This window comes from Tractidigestivibacter scatoligenes, from assembly GCF_001494635.1.
Taxonomy (GTDB): Bacteria; Actinomycetota; Coriobacteriia; order Coriobacteriales; family Atopobiaceae; genus Tractidigestivibacter; species Tractidigestivibacter scatoligenes.
This window is the reverse complement of the sequence record NZ_LOJF01000010.1, coordinates 200,520-215,940: the sequence shown is the minus strand read 5'-3', so window position 1 is coordinate 215,940 and position 15,421 is coordinate 200,520. Positions and strand designations below refer to the sequence as shown.

At 63.0% G+C, this 15,421-nt stretch carries 10 protein-coding genes; 4 read left to right on the top strand and 6 right to left on the bottom strand.

Going from position 1 to position 15,421, the window contains the following annotated elements:
* Positions 1 to 169 precede the first annotated feature (169 nt).
* Entirely contained in the window at positions 170 to 2,674 is a 2,505-nt protein-coding gene (locus AUL39_RS08010) for a phosphoketolase (protein ID WP_059055081.1), read from the bottom strand.
* A 663-nt stretch (positions 2,675 to 3,337) separates the two neighbouring features.
* Positions 3,338 to 4,360, bottom strand: coding sequence for a LacI family DNA-binding transcriptional regulator (locus AUL39_RS08005; protein ID WP_059055077.1), 1,023 nt, complete (start codon positions 4,358 to 4,360; stop codon positions 3,338 to 3,340).
* Between the two features lie 143 nt (positions 4,361 to 4,503).
* Here AUL39_RS08005 and AUL39_RS08000 point away from each other — a divergent pair, with 143 nt between their 5' ends.
* On the top strand, positions 4,504 to 5,139 hold the full coding sequence (locus tag AUL39_RS08000; RefSeq protein WP_059055070.1) for a hypothetical protein: 636 nt from the start codon (positions 4,504 to 4,506) through the stop codon (positions 5,137 to 5,139).
* 116 nt (positions 5,140 to 5,255) lie between these two features.
* Here AUL39_RS08000 and AUL39_RS07995 read toward each other — a convergent pair whose 3' ends face one another.
* Positions 5,256 to 7,697: a glycoside hydrolase family 3 N-terminal domain-containing protein gene (locus AUL39_RS07995; RefSeq protein ID WP_059055068.1), complete on the bottom strand. Its 2,442-nt coding sequence runs from the start codon at positions 7,695 to 7,697 to the stop codon at positions 5,256 to 5,258.
* 214 nt (positions 7,698 to 7,911) lie between these two features.
* On the opposite strand from AUL39_RS07995, the gene AUL39_RS11105 reads away from it, so the two are divergent.
* A complete protein-coding gene (locus tag AUL39_RS11105) occupies positions 7,912 to 8,631 on the top strand; it encodes a LytR/AlgR family response regulator transcription factor (RefSeq protein WP_059055067.1) in 720 nt (239 codons plus the stop codon).
* Positions 8,628 to 9,920: an ATP-binding protein gene (locus tag AUL39_RS07985; RefSeq protein WP_059055066.1), complete on the top strand. Its 1,293-nt coding sequence runs from the start codon at positions 8,628 to 8,630 to the stop codon at positions 9,918 to 9,920. The genes AUL39_RS11105 and AUL39_RS07985 overlap by 4 nt, the downstream gene beginning before the upstream one ends.
* Before the next feature lie 112 nt (positions 9,921 to 10,032).
* On the opposite strand, the gene rhaD is transcribed toward AUL39_RS07985, so the two are convergent.
* The 3 genes from rhaD to AUL39_RS07970 are packed head-to-tail and all read right to left on the bottom strand — an operon-like array spanning position 10,033 to position 13,591.
* A complete protein-coding gene (rhaD, locus tag AUL39_RS07980) occupies positions 10,033 to 10,848 on the bottom strand; it encodes a rhamnulose-1-phosphate aldolase (protein WP_059055065.1) in 816 nt (271 codons plus the stop codon).
* Positions 10,849 to 10,875: 27 nt separating this feature from the next.
* The gene (locus tag AUL39_RS07975) at positions 10,876 to 12,162 is read right to left on the bottom strand and encodes an L-rhamnose isomerase (RefSeq protein WP_059055064.1); all 1,287 of its coding nucleotides are present in this window, start codon (positions 12,160 to 12,162) and stop codon (positions 10,876 to 10,878) included.
* Complete coding sequence (locus AUL39_RS07970) at positions 12,155 to 13,591, bottom strand: rhamnulokinase (protein WP_059055063.1); 1,437 nt, start codon at positions 13,589 to 13,591, stop codon at positions 12,155 to 12,157. Before AUL39_RS07970 ends, AUL39_RS07975 begins: the two co-directional genes overlap by 8 nt.
* 311 nt (positions 13,592 to 13,902) lie before the next feature.
* On the opposite strand from AUL39_RS07970, the gene AUL39_RS07965 reads away from it, so the two are divergent.
* Positions 13,903 to 15,408 carry an MFS transporter gene (locus tag AUL39_RS07965; protein WP_059055062.1) on the top strand — a complete coding sequence of 502 codons (1,506 nt, stop codon included), beginning with the start codon at positions 13,903 to 13,905 and terminating at the stop codon, positions 15,406 to 15,408.
* The last annotated feature ends 13 nt before the right edge of the window (positions 15,409 to 15,421 follow it).

The following is a 15,421-nucleotide window of genomic DNA, read 5'->3' as shown; positions in this document are numbered from 1 at the left end:
CTCGTCGAACTTCTCGGCACAATCCTGCGGAAACGCAGGCACAGCTCCACGGGCCGGTAACAACGTGGCTCTGTAACACTTTGGCGTGAGCTGCCCGCACACAGAAAGGGCGGCCTCGCAACCCAAACGGGTGCGAGGCCGCCCAAGGTACCGCAGAAACCCCTACCGGCTACTCGTTGTCGCCGCCGGTCGCCTTAGTGGCGCTGATTGCCGCGGCGGTGTCCTTGGCGTCGTGCCACACCCAGTCGGTGAAGGCGGGGTGGTCGTAGCCGTTGTCGACGGCAAACTGGAAGGCGTCCTGGCGGAACTGCTCCCACTCGGCAATCTGGTCGGCCCACTTCTCGGCGTCCAGAATGCGCAGCGCGTCGGCGGCAAGCGCCCAGCGGTCCATGTGGTTCAGGCGCAACATGTCGTACGGCGTGGTCGTGGAGCCCTGCTCCTCGTAGCCGTGGACGTGGAAGTTGTCGTGGTTCGGGCGGTCCCAGATGAGGCGGTGGACCGTGCCAGGATAGGCGTGGAAGGCAAAGAGCACGGGCTTGTCGGCCGTGAAGAGCGCCGTGAACTGCTCGTCAGAGAGGGCCTCGTCGTTCTCGGAGGCGTTCTGAATCTTGAGCAGCTCAACCACGTTGACCAGGCGGCACTTCACGCCCAGCTTGTCGAGAAGCTCGAGGGCGGCCATGGTCTCCTGCGTGGGAACGTCGCCGCAGCAGCCGAGGACGATGTCGGGCTCCTCACCGTCGGCGGTGTTGGACGCCCACTTCCACTCGGCGGCGCCGGCCGAAAGCTCCTCGCGGGCCTCGTCAAGCGTGACCCACGTTGGGGCGGGCTGCTTGCCGGCGAAGACCGCGTTCACGCAGTTGGTGGACGTGTAGCAGCGCTCGGCCACAGCCAGCAGCAGGTTGGCGTCGGCGGGGTAGTAGATGTTCACCACGTGGTCGTTGTTGAACGTCTTGTTGAGAAGCACGTCGACAAAGCCGGGGTCCTGGTGCGAGAAGCCATTGTGGTCCTGGCGCCAGACGTGGCTGGAGAGCAGCATGTTGAGGCCGGAGATGGGCTTGCGCCAAGGGATCTCGCGCACGGTGGCCTCAAGCCACTTGCAGTGCTGGTTGACCATCGAGTCGACGATGTGCACGAACGACTCGTAGCTGGACCACAGGCCGTGGCGACCGGTGAGGATGTAGCCCTCGAGAAGGCCCTCGCACTGGTGCTCGGACAGCTGCTCGATGACGTTGCCCACGGGCGAGAGGTGCTCGTCGTTTGCGGGGTCGTCGTTGAGGTCGCCGTTGAACCACTGCTTGTCCGTCACCTGGTAGCTGGGCTGCAGACGGTTGGAAGCCGTCTCGTCGGGGCCAAAGATGCGGAACTTGTCGCGGTTGTTGTTGATGAGCTCGGCCGTGTACTCGCCCAGCACGCGCGTGGCCTCGGTGGCACCAAAGCCGTGACCACCGTTCTTGACGTCGATCTCGTACTTGGACGTCTCGGGGAGCTTGAGGTCCTCGAGGAGCTTGCCGCCGTTGGTGTTGGGGTTGGCGCCCAGGCGCAGCTCGCCCTGGGGCATGAACTCGGTGACCTCGGGACGGATGGCGCCCTTCTCGTCAAAGAGGCCCTCGGGCTCGTATGACTCGAGCCAGCCCTTGAGGACCTCGAAGTGGGCCTCGGTGTCGCGGGCGGACGCCAGGGGCACCTGGTGCGCACGCCAGGAACCCTCGGTCTTCTTGCCGTCGATCTCCTTGGGGCAGGTCCAGCCCTTGGGGGTGCGGAAGATGATCATGGGGTAGAACGGGCGGGACGCCTCGCCGGCGGCCGCACGGCGCTTGATGTCGCAGATCTCGTCGAAGACTGCCTCGAGGAGCGTGGCAAAGCGACGGTGGATGGAGGCGTGGTCCTCCTCGTCAAAGCCGGCAACGAAGTTGTAGGGGTGGTAGCCCATGCCGCGGAAGAACTCGTCGCGCTCGCCGTCGGAGATGCGGGCAAGGATGGTGGGGTTGGCGATCTTGTAGCCGTTGAGGTGCAGGATCGGCAGGACGATGCCGTCCGTGAGCGGGTCCATGAACTTGTTCGTCTGCCAGCTGGTGGCAAGCGGGCCGGTCTCAGCCTCGCCGTCGCCCACCACGGCAACCGCGAGCATGCTGGGGTTGTCGAGAACGGCGCCGTAGGCGTGGGAGAGCACGTAGCCAAGCTCGCCGCCCTCGTGGATGGAGCCAGGGGTCTCGGGCGCGTAGTGGCTGGGGATGCCGCCGGGGTAAGAGAACTGGCGGAAGAACTTCTGGAGGCCGGCCTCGTCATCGGTGATGTCGGGACGGATCTCGCGGTAGGTGCCGTCGAGCAGGGACTGCGCGGTGCCGGCAGGTCCGCCGTGGCCGGGGCCCATGAGGAAGATGGCGTTCTGCTGGTGGTCGCGGATGAGGCGGTTCACGTGGCCAAAGAGGAAGTTAAGGCCGGGCGTGGTGCCCCAGTGACCAACGAGGCGGTGCTTGACGTCCTCACGGGTAAAGCCGTCGGGGCCGTCCTGGTTCTTGAAGTCCGCGCGCATGAGGGGGTTGGAGCGCAGATAGATCTGGCCAACGGACAGGTAGTTGGCGGCGCGCCAGTACTTGTCGACCCACGCGATCTCGTCCTCGCTCACCGGGCCGTTGAGCTTCTTCCAGGGAGTTCCCAACACAGGCTGAGCCATTCTCTCTCCTCTCACTGACGGGCACTTGACACCGCCACTCGAGCGGGCGTTTGGCACCGCTCGCCTACTTGTTTCGTATTGCTTACGGTTTGAGTGTAGTAGGTAAAACGTTTTATCAACACGAGAAAGGACGAGGATTCTCGACAGCGCCGCAAGTTCTGCACAATTGGCGCCAAAAGCGTGGTTTTGTACGAAGCCGCTGCGAGAACTTCCCCTCCGGCGCAAATGCGACGCCCGAGAAACCTTTTCGTACGGAATCGCCGCGATAACGCACGCTCCGGCGCGACGCGGTTCACTGCGCAGGCGGACCTGTCTGCCGCCCGCGCCACATCCACCATGCTCATCGCGGAGTTTAGCTCCATTTCTTAAAAGCACCTCACGTTTCCGCAGTTGGCTCGAAACCGTTTTAAGAAATGGAGCTAAACTCTACCGAGAAGGGCGCGGCAACGTCATGGTCTCAGATCCGTGCCAGGTCCCACGCCACACGACTTCCGGTTGGCAGCAGTTTTGGTTAAGTCCCTTATACGTCACCGCAGAGAGACCAATTCGCTGACCTGCGGTTTATCAAATGTCGAACCGCTGGATACTTGGGGGTATCGAGAAATACGGTAGCCCAACCGTCAATTCGTGCCAACGGACCACACCACGCGCCGCGCGACGCCCCTACAACGCTCGCACGCTGTCCTTCTCGACCAGCCGCGGCGTGAGCATGCGCTCCACCGGCGGCGCGTACTCCGCGTCGTCGGCGTGCTCCCCCACGCGCGCGAGCATCATCTCCACCGCCACGCCCGCGATGGCCGGCACGTTCTGCTCGATCGACGTCAGAGCCGGCTCGAAGAGCGAGTCTGCCGCGCTGTTGTCGTAGCTCACCACCGAAAGGTCGTCCGGCACGCGCATGCCGTGCTCGTACACGCGCTTAAGCAGCCCCAACGCAATGTTGTCGCTGCTCGCAAACGCTGCCGTGGCATCCGTGGCGAGAAGCCCCTCGGCCGCCTGCCAGGCGTCGGGAATGTAGTAGTCGCTCTCGAAAACCAGCCCGGGATCAAACGGGATGCCATGCTCGTCCAGGGCGCGTCGGTACCCCGCGAGGCGCAGACGGCCGGTGTTTGATTCGGGGTTGATGATGCACGCCACGCGCCGGTGGCCATGGCCCAGCAGGTGGTCCGTCGCGAGGTATCCGCCAAGCTCGTTGTCGTAGCGCACGCGGTCACGGCTCACGCCGTCAAGAAAGCGGTCGACCATCACGAGCGGCACGGGCAGCTGCGTAAGGTCGTCGATGAGCTCTCGGTCGGTCGTGAACTCGTCCGAGACCACGAGGAAGATCCCGTCGACACCGCGGTTCACCAGCAGCCGCACCAGCTCGGTGTCGCTCTCGGAGGATCCGACCGAGTTGGTGATGAGCAGCAGGTAGCCCTTCTCGCGGCAGAGAATCTCGAGGTTGTTGGCAAGCGAAGCGAAGTAGCGGCTCTGGATGTTGGGCACGACCAGCCCAAACGAGTGAGACTGCTGCATCACGAGGCTGCGGGCAATCTGGTTGGGGATGTAGTGCTTGCGCCGCGCGACCTCCTTGATGCGGCGGCGGTTCTCCTCGCTCACGCGGCACGGTCGGTTGTTGAGGACGAGAGAGACCGAGGTGGGTGAGAGTCCCACCTCACGCGCAATGTCCTTGAGCGTCACCTTTGGCATGGCGCCTCCTCTCGTCAAACAATGAGACAAAGGGACTGTCCCTTTGTCTCATTGTCTCGCCTCGTGAGACAAAGGGACAGTCCCTTTGTCTCATCCGGGACTACACTGTTGCCTGCAATGACCACACGTCAGGCGGAGGCCCCATGCAGTTCAACCCCGTAACCATCGCGCTTATCGCCGCCGCGGCGGCGTACTTCATCGTCGAGCAGCTCATGCGCAGCACGCGCCTCAACAAGTTTGCGCTGCTCCTTCGTGACGGCCGCTGCGACGAGGCGCTCGAGCTTCTCGACAAGCCGAGCTCCAAGTGGCTCTACCCGCCGTTCAACAGGGAGTACATGAAGCTCAACGCCTACCTTGTGAAGGACGACGTCGAGGGCGCTTCTCGGCAGTTCGACGTTCTTCTCACCATGCGCTCGTCCAAGAACCAGCGCAGCGAGGTCGTGGTGAAGGCCTACCGCTTCTACATGGAGCACGAGCGCTACAAGGACGCCAAGCCACTGCTCGACGAGATAGAGAAGACGGCCGACAAGGGCGTGGCCAAGGAATCCCGACTCATGTGGGAGATTTTCGCCGAGAACGACTCAAGCCACATCACCGAGATGGAACAGCAGTTCAAGGAGGCCAAGAGCCCGCAGCAGCGCATGCGGCTGGCGCTGCTCATTGCCACCCAGTACGAGAACGCGCACAAGAAGTCCAAGGTCGCCGAGTGGCGTGACAAGGCCAACACCGCCGCGAGCGAGCTGCAGGACATGGTTCGTCGCTCGAGCGAGAAGAAGTAGCCACGACGGCGGCGCGGGGCGAAAGCACAGGCGCGGCGCTGGAGGCGATTCCGGGCACGAACGCGGCGCCCCACCAAAGACGATGGGGCGCCGCGTCGGGGTGAACGCTCTCGCTGCTACAGCTGAATCGAGACCGTCTGGGGCTCGGTGAGCGGGGCAACCTTTGCGTAGGTGCTCACGCGGTCGTCGTCGATGACGCCCTTCCAGTTGAGACCAAACCCAAAGTCGTAGGCGTTTCCTGCCGAGTCGACATGGCACACCAGGTCACGGGGCACGTCCTCGTCGTTTGCCTCGACGGTATCCATATCCGCGGGCTGCTGCAGGGGCAGAAGGCCGCTCGGCTCAACCTTGCCGCCAAGAATGTCTGCGAGCGGGAGGTCTGCTGCGCCAAAGTGCATGACGATGCCCTGAACCTTGTCCTCGAACTCGGAGAAGATCATGGGCGTGCTGGCGTTGATCACAACCACCACGGGCTTTCCCGCCATGAGCTCAACCGTGTTGAGAATGGAGTCCAAGTCACTCTCGTTCTGGGCCGTCGCGGACTGACCAAAGTACGTGCGGTTCTCCTGGCTGCCGTCGGCAAGCTTGTCACCGGCAATCGAGGTCTTGCGCACATTTGCGCCGTCTGCCGTATAGGTGCGGTACTGAAGCGTCTTGGGCACGTAGGTGAAGGTACCGTCGCTGTTGGGGACAGCCCCGTCGCCCGTGGCAGGCGAGTCGACAAAGACGATTGCAAAATCGCAGTCGGCAACCTGGTCGGCAGTCAGACGCGTGAGGTCGGACTCTTGGTACGTGGCCTTGCCGTTCTCGTCTGCAGGACCCGTGGGGTCGCCAATGGTGTCGCTCACGATGTCAAGGCAGTCCGCAACCTTGTTTGCATCGATTGGAAGCTTCATCGTAGCAGCCGTCGCCATGTTGCCCGTGGCGCCCGCGGCCTGGGCAGGCGTGTACTTAACAGGGACGTAGACCTTGGGCTTCTGCGAGCGCTCGCAGATCACGCCTCCCTCGTTCTTGAGAAGGACAATGCACTTGTCGGCAGCGTCGCGCGCGGTCGTGGCAAGCTCGTCGCCCTCGAGCAGGCTAACGGCCGCCTTCGAGTCGGTGTAGGGGTTCTCGACCAAACCGGGCTCGAAGTAGGTAACAAGGATGCGCCGCACGGACTCGCGGATGCGCTCGTCTGCGCCGTCCTGTCCAAGGTCGCTCACGAGCATGTCGTAGGCTGCCTTGAGCGACTCGAGGTCAAAACCGCCGCCAATCTGGTCGATGCCGCAATCGAGGATCTTCTTGAAGCGCTCGGGCTTCGTGAGTCCGGTCACGCCCCACGGGGTGGAGACAAAGCCGCCGGGATCGTCGGTCACTCCCCAGTCGGAGCAGATGAGACCGTCGTAGCCACACTGGTCGCGCAGGATTCCGGTCTTGAACTTGGAGTAGGCCGAGCCAACCAGCTCGCCGTACTCCTCGTCCTTCGAGTACGCAATGGAATACGAGGTCATGACGCCAGAGGCCTGGCTCGTGGAATCGTCCAGATTAAGGCCGCCGTCAAGGAAGTTTACGAGCGAAGCCTTGAAGTTGTCGCCAGGATAGACGTTGAACTTGCCAAAGTCGTTGTGCGCTTCGCGGCCAGACTCGCCAGCACCGTCACCTGGGAAGTGCTTCATCTGGGTGCCAACAGAACCAGCTCCCCAGCCAGTGTCCTTGCCATCGACATAGGTGGACTGATAGCCGTCGATGGTGGCACGGGTAAGGTCGCGCGAAAGCGCGGGGTCCTCACCAAAGGCGCCGGTAATACGGCTCCACCTGGGCTCGCCGCACATGTCGATCTGGGGCCCAAGCAGGCACGTAACGCCCACCGCGCGATAGCACTTAGAAATCTCGTCAGCAACCGACTTGGCAAGCTCGGGATCAAAGCTCGCCGCAAGGGAGAGGTTCGTGGGGAACTTGCCAAAGTCACGCGGGTTTGTCGAGAGGTTGAACGGAATGCTGTTGGGCTTGGCCTCGCAGTATGCCTGGCAGGCGTTGTTCCAGTCTGACTGCGACTTGCCATCACCCTGCGTGGCAAAGCTCAGTGCCGTGCGAATGCCCAGGTCAAACTGATTGCTCGCGGCCATCTCGCCACCGGCGGAGAGGTCCTTGGCCTCCTCTGCCATGAGGGAGGAGTGCAGCATGAGGGGCAGCTCGTCATCGATCGAGAGCTCCTGGGCCCATGCCGCGGCACGATCCTGGGGACTCTGGCGCCAGTCCTCGAAGAGGTCCAGCTTGCCGTTGCCGTTGAGGTCCTTGAACGCATAGCCGTCGACCTGAATGATGCCCAGGCCAGACTCCGGGCTGTACGAGAGGGTTGCTCCCGCATCCTGAGTAATCAGGTTGTAGCCATCCTTCTCTTCCTCGCTCCACTTTGCCTTTGTGCCAGAAGCGTCCGGATCGATGGGGTACGAGTCGGCCGCCGGCAGCTTGCCGCTGGCCTTCTCGCCCGAGGCCCCGCATGCAGCGAGCACCGTTGCCGAAGCCGCAGCCAGGGCAGACGAAAGGATGAAGTTCCTCCTGGTAGTTGATGCCATATTCCCTCCTCGTGTGCGTGCGGGTCCCACCCCGCAACCTTCCGAGGCTCATCCTCGCCCACATCCGGCAGCGCGCGCCCACGGCGGCGCGACCAGTAGCCTTTTGGCTTCGAACGACACGGCGTTTGTTGCCAGCGGCCGCTTGTCGAGAAGGGCGGACGGCGCAGTTTTTACTCGTGTACCATCGGTTTTGTCGCGCATGAAGGGAGCTTGGGTGTATCAGGTGCTACTTCTTGAAGACTCGCCGGCAGCCGCGCAGTCGCTTCTCGCCCATGTGAGGCGCTACTCGCGCGAGCATGACGTGGAGCTAAACGTAACCTGGCAGGATTCTGCCCGCTCGCTGACGGAGCTTTCCGAGAAGGCCGACCTCATCCTCATGGACATCGAGATGCCCGGACTTGACGGCATGGAGGCCGCGACCCTCCTGCGGACCTTCGACGCCACCACGCCCATCATCTTTGTAACTAATCTTGCCCAGTTTGCGGTTCGTGGGTACGAGGTTGACGCGCTGGACTTCATGGTGAAGCCCGTGAGCTATGGGGCGTTCTGCATGCGCATGGACAAGGCGCTTCGCGTGATGGAGAGAAACGACTCGCACTCCCTGGTGCTAAAAACCCAGGGCGGAATTACCGTGGTGAGGGCCTCGGAGATTGCCTACATCAACTCGCGCGGCCATGACCTGCTGTTCCATCTCGCCAACGGGCAGACAACGAGTGAACGGGGAACGCTCGCATCGGTGGAGGAGCGGTTGCCCGCGCTACAGTTCGTGCGCGTCTCAAAGGGGACCATCGTCAACATGGCTCAGATCAAGCGGTACAGGTCTTCGGAGGTCACGCTTCTCGACGGGACCACCTTGACTATCGGCCGCACCATGCGAGCGTCTGTAATCGAGAAGGTCAACACGTTCTTTGGCACCCAAGGGGGAGCCGTATGAGCGGAACCGCCGGGGCGATGGGCGTGATAGGGCCGCTGTGGCTCATGCTGCAGATTGAGTTTCCCATCTTTCTTTTGGCAGACGCGCTACCAACGAGAAAGACTCCCTTCCTCGTCCGCGTACTTCTCGTAGTCGCGCTTCTCTCGCCCGTCGCCCTGCACCTCATTGCGTTCTGGGGAGAAGAGGTCGACGCTGCCGACTACCTTCTAACCTTTGGAGCCCTCTTGCTGCTCTCTGCCGCATCGGTATGGGCGGTGTTCTCGACCTCGATCTGGACTGCGTTCTTCTGTTCGTCTGCTGGCTACACGGCGCAGGGATTCGCCACTGGGGTGCAACAGATCCTCCGGAGCACGACATGGTATGCGCATCTCCCCTATCTTGCCGGCATGCCCGACGATCTGGTCCTTCTCGCCGTATACATTGGTTTCTACCTGCTGTTTGTTCGAAAAGTGCGAAAGAGTCGCCTCGAGCTTGTGGCAGACAGGCGCATGCTTCCCGCCTTTGGGATGTGCATTCTTGCGGTTATCGGGCTGGACGTCCTGCTCAAGCAGCTTGGGTCCCAGGGGATTGCAACTTCGACCGTTCTTGCGTTGCGCTGTGTCCACCTGGCCTTTTGCGCATTTCTCCTTGCCTTTGAGTACCGGTCTCTGGTTGGGTCTCGCCTTGAGATCGAAGCGGCGGTCGACCGTCACATCCTTGAGGAGCGCAGCAGGCAGTACGAGGAGAGCAGGCTCTCCATCGAGGCGGTCAACAGGCGCATGCACGACATCGTCCGCAGCACCACCGAGGCCGCGCGGCAGATGGGCGCGCTCGACAATCCGCAGGTAAACGAACTGCTCGTGCAGATGGTGAGCGAGGTCAACCACTACGATGCCATCATCCACACGGGCAACGAGGCGCTGGACACCGTGCTCACCGAGAAGAGCCTTGTCTGCGAGTCAAATGGGATGAGCCTCTCGCCCATCGCGGATGGAGAGGCACTGGCCAATCTGGGGCCGGCAGAGATATACGTGCTGGTTGGCGGCGTGCTCGACCTTATGATTGGCCAGGTGCGCCGGGTTAGCGACCCCTCGCGACGCGACATCTCATTTATAGTGAGGCGCCGCGAGAGCATGGTCACGATAACCGTACAAGGTTATGAGGCCAAGCGGGAAGAAGATGAGAAGGGCGAAGCGCACCGCGAGCTCGATCGCCTTGCCAGGCGTGTCGTCGACGCGCATCGAGGGTCCGTGAGCTCCAGCGCCGAAGGGGACACTCAACTTATCGTCATCTCGCTGCCCACCGACTAGGGTCGGCTGGGGTCGGAGGGGAGCGGCGGGTCCGTCCGGGGGTTCGCGTGGCGGGTGGCGGTCCACCGCCGGCCACGCCACCGGCGCCGCAGCCCCCAGCCCACCGCGCCCGCTACAGCATCGCGGGGTTGAGCGTCACGCCAAAGTCGCGCGCGATGGCGCGCAGGTCATCATCGGTAATCGTCTGGCGCACGCCGCCGCAGGAAAGCACGCGCACGTAGATGTCGGCGCTCTTCTCGATGGTGTGGGCAAGCCCAAACGCGGTGTCAAAGTCGGGGCCGCTCACAAAGAGCCCGTGCATGGCCCAGATTGCCGCCTGGTACGTCTCCATCTTCTCGCTCGTGGCACGCGCGATGTCGACGCCGCCTGGGACCATCCACGGCACCACGCCCACACCCTCGGGAAAGACCACCGGGCACTCCGTGGCGCTCTGCCAGAGCGGACGCGTGAAGTCGCGGTCGGTGAGCGGCAGCACGTAGGTGAGCGCAATCACGTTGGTGGCGTGGCAGTGGTAGATCACACGGTTGGCGCCGCCAGTCACGCGCTTGCGCACGCTGTGGTTCATGAGGTGCGTGGGGAACTCGCTCGTGGGCACGCCACCGCCGGGAAGACCCCACACCACGCGCCAGCGCTCGCCCTTCTCGTCCAGCTCGCAGATGCCAATGTTCGCCTCGGGGTCAAGCGCCACGTTCCTCATGTACTTGCCCGAACCCGTTGCCACAAAGTACTCCCCCGCCAGGTTGGGAAGGGCAACACCAAGCTCGTGCCACTCGCGGGGCTCGTCAAAGAACGGACGCGCGGCCTCCACGTCCTTCTCGCTCAGACGATACGTGAGGTTGCCGCCGTTGCGCTCGTGCCAGCCCTGCAGCCAGCCGTCGTTGCACATGCGGACAAAGCCCTTCACAAAATCCAGGTCCACCATAGCCATGAGTCTTTCTCCCCTTCTCGCCAACGCCTACACGCGGGCGCTCAGAACGTCATCCTCGTATGCCTTGATCTTGTCCCAGAGCTCGCCCTCGAGAGGCACGCCCTCGCGACGGCAGTACTCGTCCCAAACGTCACCAAACGGCATGCACTTGAACTGCTCGAGCACGATCATCTTGCGCGAGTCCTGGAACGTGTTCTGCAGCTCCTTGAGCTCGTCGTTAGGCTGGAGCAGCTGGAAGAGCAGGGCCTTCTCCATGGAACGCATGCCCGTTGCCCATGCGCCAATGCGGTTGATGGCAGCATCGAAGAAGTCCATGCCAATCATCGACTTCTCCCAGGCGCCCGGCACGCGCACAATCTCGCCGGCCAGCTCGCGCAGGTCGTCGTTGAAGAGTGTCACGTGGTCCGAGTCCCAGTGCATGGGCCGCGTGACGTGAAGCGGCAGGCGATCGAAGAACAGCGCCAGCGCCGAGAGCTTGTCCGCCACGTTCTCGGTGGGGTTAAAGTGCCCGGTGTCGAGAAGCACGCAGGCGCTCCCGCCGTGACGCGCCGCCCAGCCCTCGTAGAGCTCCTGGTCACCCACGGTAAACCCCTCGACGCCCAGGCCAAAGACCTTCTGCTCGAAGGCGTCCACCACGTGCGGCGCGGGCTCGGCGTAGATGCGGTCAAGCGCGTCGACCAGGTTCTTGCGCAGGCCATAGCGGTCTGTGGGGGTGTCCTTCAGGCCGTCGGGAATCCAGAAGTTGAGAAGGACCTCGTCATCAAGCTCCTCGCCGATCTTCTCGGCAATCTGGCGGCAGCAGATGCCGTGGCGGATCCAGAACTCGCGCGTCTCCTCATCCGGCGAGCTCACCGTAAGGCCGTGGTTGACGCGCGGGTGCGAGAAGAACGTGGGGTTGAAGTCGATGCCAAGGCCCTTCTCGCGCGCCCACTCCACCCAGGGACGAAAGTCCTCGTAGGTGAGCTGGTCACGGTCGTGCCAGGGGTTCTCGTCCGTGAAGACCGCATAGCTGGCGTGCAGGTTCACGCGCTTGGCGCCGGGGATGAGGCTCGCGGCGTAGCCAAAGTCGGCCGTGAGCTCGTCGAAGTTGCGCGCGCGGCCGGGGTAGTTGCCCGTTGTCATGATGCCGCCCGACGCGGGGTTGTCGCCCTGGTCAAAGCCCTGGACGTCGTCGCCCTGCCAGCAGTGCATCGAGATGGGCTTGGCCGCCAGGCGCGCGAGCGCTGCCTCGGTGTCAATGCCGCAGGCGGCATAGCGTGCGCGGGCAGACTCGTAGGCCGTGGCCTGCACGGACGTGGTGCTTGCGTCACTCATGGGGTAGTACCTCCTTGATGTCAAAGCTTCTTGCAATCGCCGCGCGGGCAGAGACGAGGTCCGCCAGCTCGCCCGCGTGGATCATCTGCACAATGAGGTTGCCGAGCGCGGTGCCCTCGGTGGGACCGGCGTAGACAGGCAGGCCACAGGCGTTTGCCGTGGCCTGATTGAGGTAGGCGTTGGCAGAGCCGCCGCCCACAACGTTTACGCTGGTAAACGTGGTGCCGGTGAACTCCTGCATCTGGCGCACCGTTCGCGCGTAGTCTGCGGCCAAAGAGTCGTAGACCGTGCAGGCAACCTCGCCCGTGGTGCCGGGCACCGGCTGGCCAGCCTCTGCGCACGCAGCGCATACCTCGCCCACCATGGAGTCTGGCGAGAGGAAGCGCTCGTCCTCTGCGTCCACGGTCGAACGGAAGCCCTGCTCGTGAGCGTCGCTTGCCGCCGAGACAAGCTCGCCCCAGGTGGGAAGGCTACCGTCCGGCCGCGCGGACTCCCTGCGCACGCATTGGATCATCCAGAGGCCCATGATGTTCTTGAGGTAGCGATAGCGGGCCTGGTAGCCGCCCTCGTTCGTAAAGTTTGCCGCCGCGCTGCTGGGCGAGGTCACGGGTGCCGCAAGCTCCGTGCCAAGAAGGCTCCAGGTACCCGAGCTCAGAAACGCGGCACGATCGTCTCGCGCGGGAACAGCCAGGAACGCCGAGCCCGTGTCGTGCGTGGCAGGAAGCACCACCTCCGCATCGAAGCCCACGCGGCGCGCGACCTCCGGACGCAGGTGGCCCAGCGCGCAGCCCGGCATGGAAACGGGCAGGAAGATGTCTGCCGGCAGGTCGAGACGCCCGAGGAGCTCGCGGTCCCAATCGCGCGACGTGGCCCCCACCAGCGCCGTAGTCGACGCGTTGGTGTACTCGTTGGCCTTCTCGCCGCAGAGCAGGAAGTTGAGGTAGTCGGGCACCATGAGGAAGGTGCGCGCCGCCGCCAGCTGCTCGGGATGCTCGCGCTTGAGGGCCCACAGCTGGTAGGCCGTGTTGAAGGGCTGGTACTGGATGCCCGTGCGTGCGTAGTGCTCCGAGAAGGGCAGCACGCCCGTGCGTTCTAGCTCCTCCCGCACACCCTGGGTTCGCGCGTCGCGATAGCCCACGGCCTCGCCGAGGCGGCGGTCGCTCCCGTCGAGCAGGACAAAGTCCACGCCCCAGGTATCCACGCCCACCGTGGCAGGCGTGAGGCCCCGCTCGTGTGCAGCGGCAAGCCCGTCGAGCACGCTCTCCCACAGGGCGTCGATGTCCCAGCACAGATGCCCGCCGCGCTGGACGAGGCCGTTCTCGAAGCGATGGACCTCGGTAAGGCGCAGCCGGCCCGTCTCGTCAAGCTCGCCCACGATGGCGCGACCGCTGGAAGCACCAATGTCTATTGCAAGGTGGCGAAGTGCCATGGACTCTCCTTCACGTACGCTCAAGTGCGTGCCGTCCTTGTGTCACGCACTACAATACCTGCTGAACCATAAGGGTTGACCTCGGATTTGGTAATTAGTCACATAATTTCGCTAAACGTAGGTAAGAATTTTCTAACCGGTTCCTCCACGCGCGCAGACCGATTCTAGGTGCCTGTCACCGGGCGAACTCGACCGTCTGCAAATCGTTTTCATAACTTACGTATTTCTTGGTAACATATCCCACAATGAGATTGTGTCGGATTCGTCATCATTGCGGGCCACCGGCCCAAAATGCAGGACAGGGGGAGCACATGACAGACAACACGTCGACGGACGAGAAGGACAAGGGCTTCTGGTCTAGCCCATTTACCAGCTCGCTTGCAAAGCGCGACCGCGTCACACCGCCCGAGGTGATCTTTGGCTACTTCCTCGGCCCGTTCGGCGGTCTTCTCGCCAGCGGCATCTTCACAAGCCAGCTGCAGAACTACTTCACCGATGTCCTGCGGCTCGACCTCTCGTTCCTCACGGCACTGCAGCTTATCTCGACCGTTCTTATCGTCATAGCCAACCTCATGGTTGGCCAGCTCATCGAGCGCACCCACTGCCTTGCCGGCAAGGCGCGCCCCTGGATTCTGCTTTCGGCCCTCACGCTTGCGGTGTCCACGGTGCTCATGTTCTTTGTGCCGTTTGAGGGCGCCGCGCGCATGGTGTGGATTGCCATTGCGTTCAACCTCTACTACTCGGTGGCCTACCCCATCTACAACACCGCGAACTCGGCCCTTGTCGCCGTTTCCACGCGTGACACCGAGAAGCGCGGCACCATGGCATCCTTCACCAACATCGCCGGCTTTGGCGTCATGGGTGCCGGAACCATGGTCTTCCCCATCCTTGTCTCGTTCTTCCTGAAGGAGGACCAGAACCTCTGGCTCCTTGCGATGTCCGCCATCGCCCTCTTTACGCTTATCACCGTCTACCTGCAGTTTCGCTTCACACGCGAGCGCATCACCGAGGAGGTAAGCGCCTCGCAGAGCGAGGGCGAAAAGCAGGAGGCGCCGTCGCTTTCGCGCCAGCTCTCCTCCGTCACGCACGAGCCCATGTGGTGGGTCATCATTGTTGCGTACCTGCTCTACCAGTTCAGCGGAGCGTTCAAGAACGGCTCGATGGTGTACTTCTGCAAGTGGGTTCTGGATAACAGCTACTTTGGCACCGCAGAGGCGTGGGGCGCGTCTCAGTCGCTCCTCAGCATCATGGGCGCCCTTCCCATGGCCGCAGCCATCCTCTTTGTGATTCCGCTGTGCAACAAGTTTGGCAAGCAGCGCGTGTGCATTGTGGGCATGGTAGTGGGCGTCATTGGCGGTGTCATTGCAGGTCTTGGCGGGAGCAATATTGTCCCTGTTGCTGCGGGCGTCGCGATCAAGTGCCTTGGGTCTGCGCCGCTTGGCTACATGATTCTTGCCATGCTCGCCGACGTAATCGACCACATCGAGTACAAGAACCACATCCGCACCGACGGCCTCACCATGTCCATCTACAGCTGCATCGCCGTCGCCGCCACGCCCATCTGCAACGCGATCTTCTCGGGCATCCTTGGTGGCGTGGGCTACGACCAGGCCGCCGACGTTGCGCGTGGCGTTGCCGCACAGTCCGTGGCGGCACAGGCGGCAATCGCCGGCAGCTACATCTGGGTTGAGACCGTTGCGTTTGCCATCTGCGGCGTGCTGCTCCTGTTCTTCACGGTTGAGAAGAACCTCCCGGCAGAGCAGGCGGCCCTCAAGGAGCGCAACGAAGGCGCAGTTACAGAGGCCAATCACGAGTAGGCACCGCTCGCCG

Bases quoted from the DNA above. Each gene is read 5' to 3' on its own strand.
- AUL39_RS08000 (WP_059055070.1), top strand. From the start codon at position 4,504: ATGCAGTTCAACCCCGTAACCATCGCGCTTATCGCCGCCGCGGCGGCG.
- AUL39_RS07995 (WP_059055068.1), bottom strand. From the start codon at position 7,697: ATGGCATCAACTACCAGGAGGAACTTCATCCTTTCGTCTGCCCTGGCT.
- AUL39_RS07985 (WP_059055066.1), top strand. From the start codon at position 8,628: ATGAGCGGAACCGCCGGGGCGATGGGCGTGATAGGGCCGCTGTGGCTC.
- rhaD (WP_059055065.1), bottom strand. From the start codon at position 10,848: ATGGCTATGGTGGACCTGGATTTTGTGAAGGGCTTTGTCCGCATGTGC.
- AUL39_RS07970 (WP_059055063.1), bottom strand. From the start codon at position 13,591: ATGGCACTTCGCCACCTTGCAATAGACATTGGTGCTTCCAGCGGTCGC.
- AUL39_RS08010 (WP_059055081.1), bottom strand. From the start codon at position 2,674: ATGGCTCAGCCTGTGTTGGGAACTCCCTGGAAGAAGCTCAACGGCCCG.
- AUL39_RS08005 (WP_059055077.1), bottom strand. From the start codon at position 4,360: ATGCCAAAGGTGACGCTCAAGGACATTGCGCGTGAGGTGGGACTCTCA.
- AUL39_RS07965 (WP_059055062.1), top strand. From the start codon at position 13,903: ATGACAGACAACACGTCGACGGACGAGAAGGACAAGGGCTTCTGGTCT.
- AUL39_RS07975 (WP_059055064.1), bottom strand. From the start codon at position 12,162: ATGAGTGACGCAAGCACCACGTCCGTGCAGGCCACGGCCTACGAGTCT.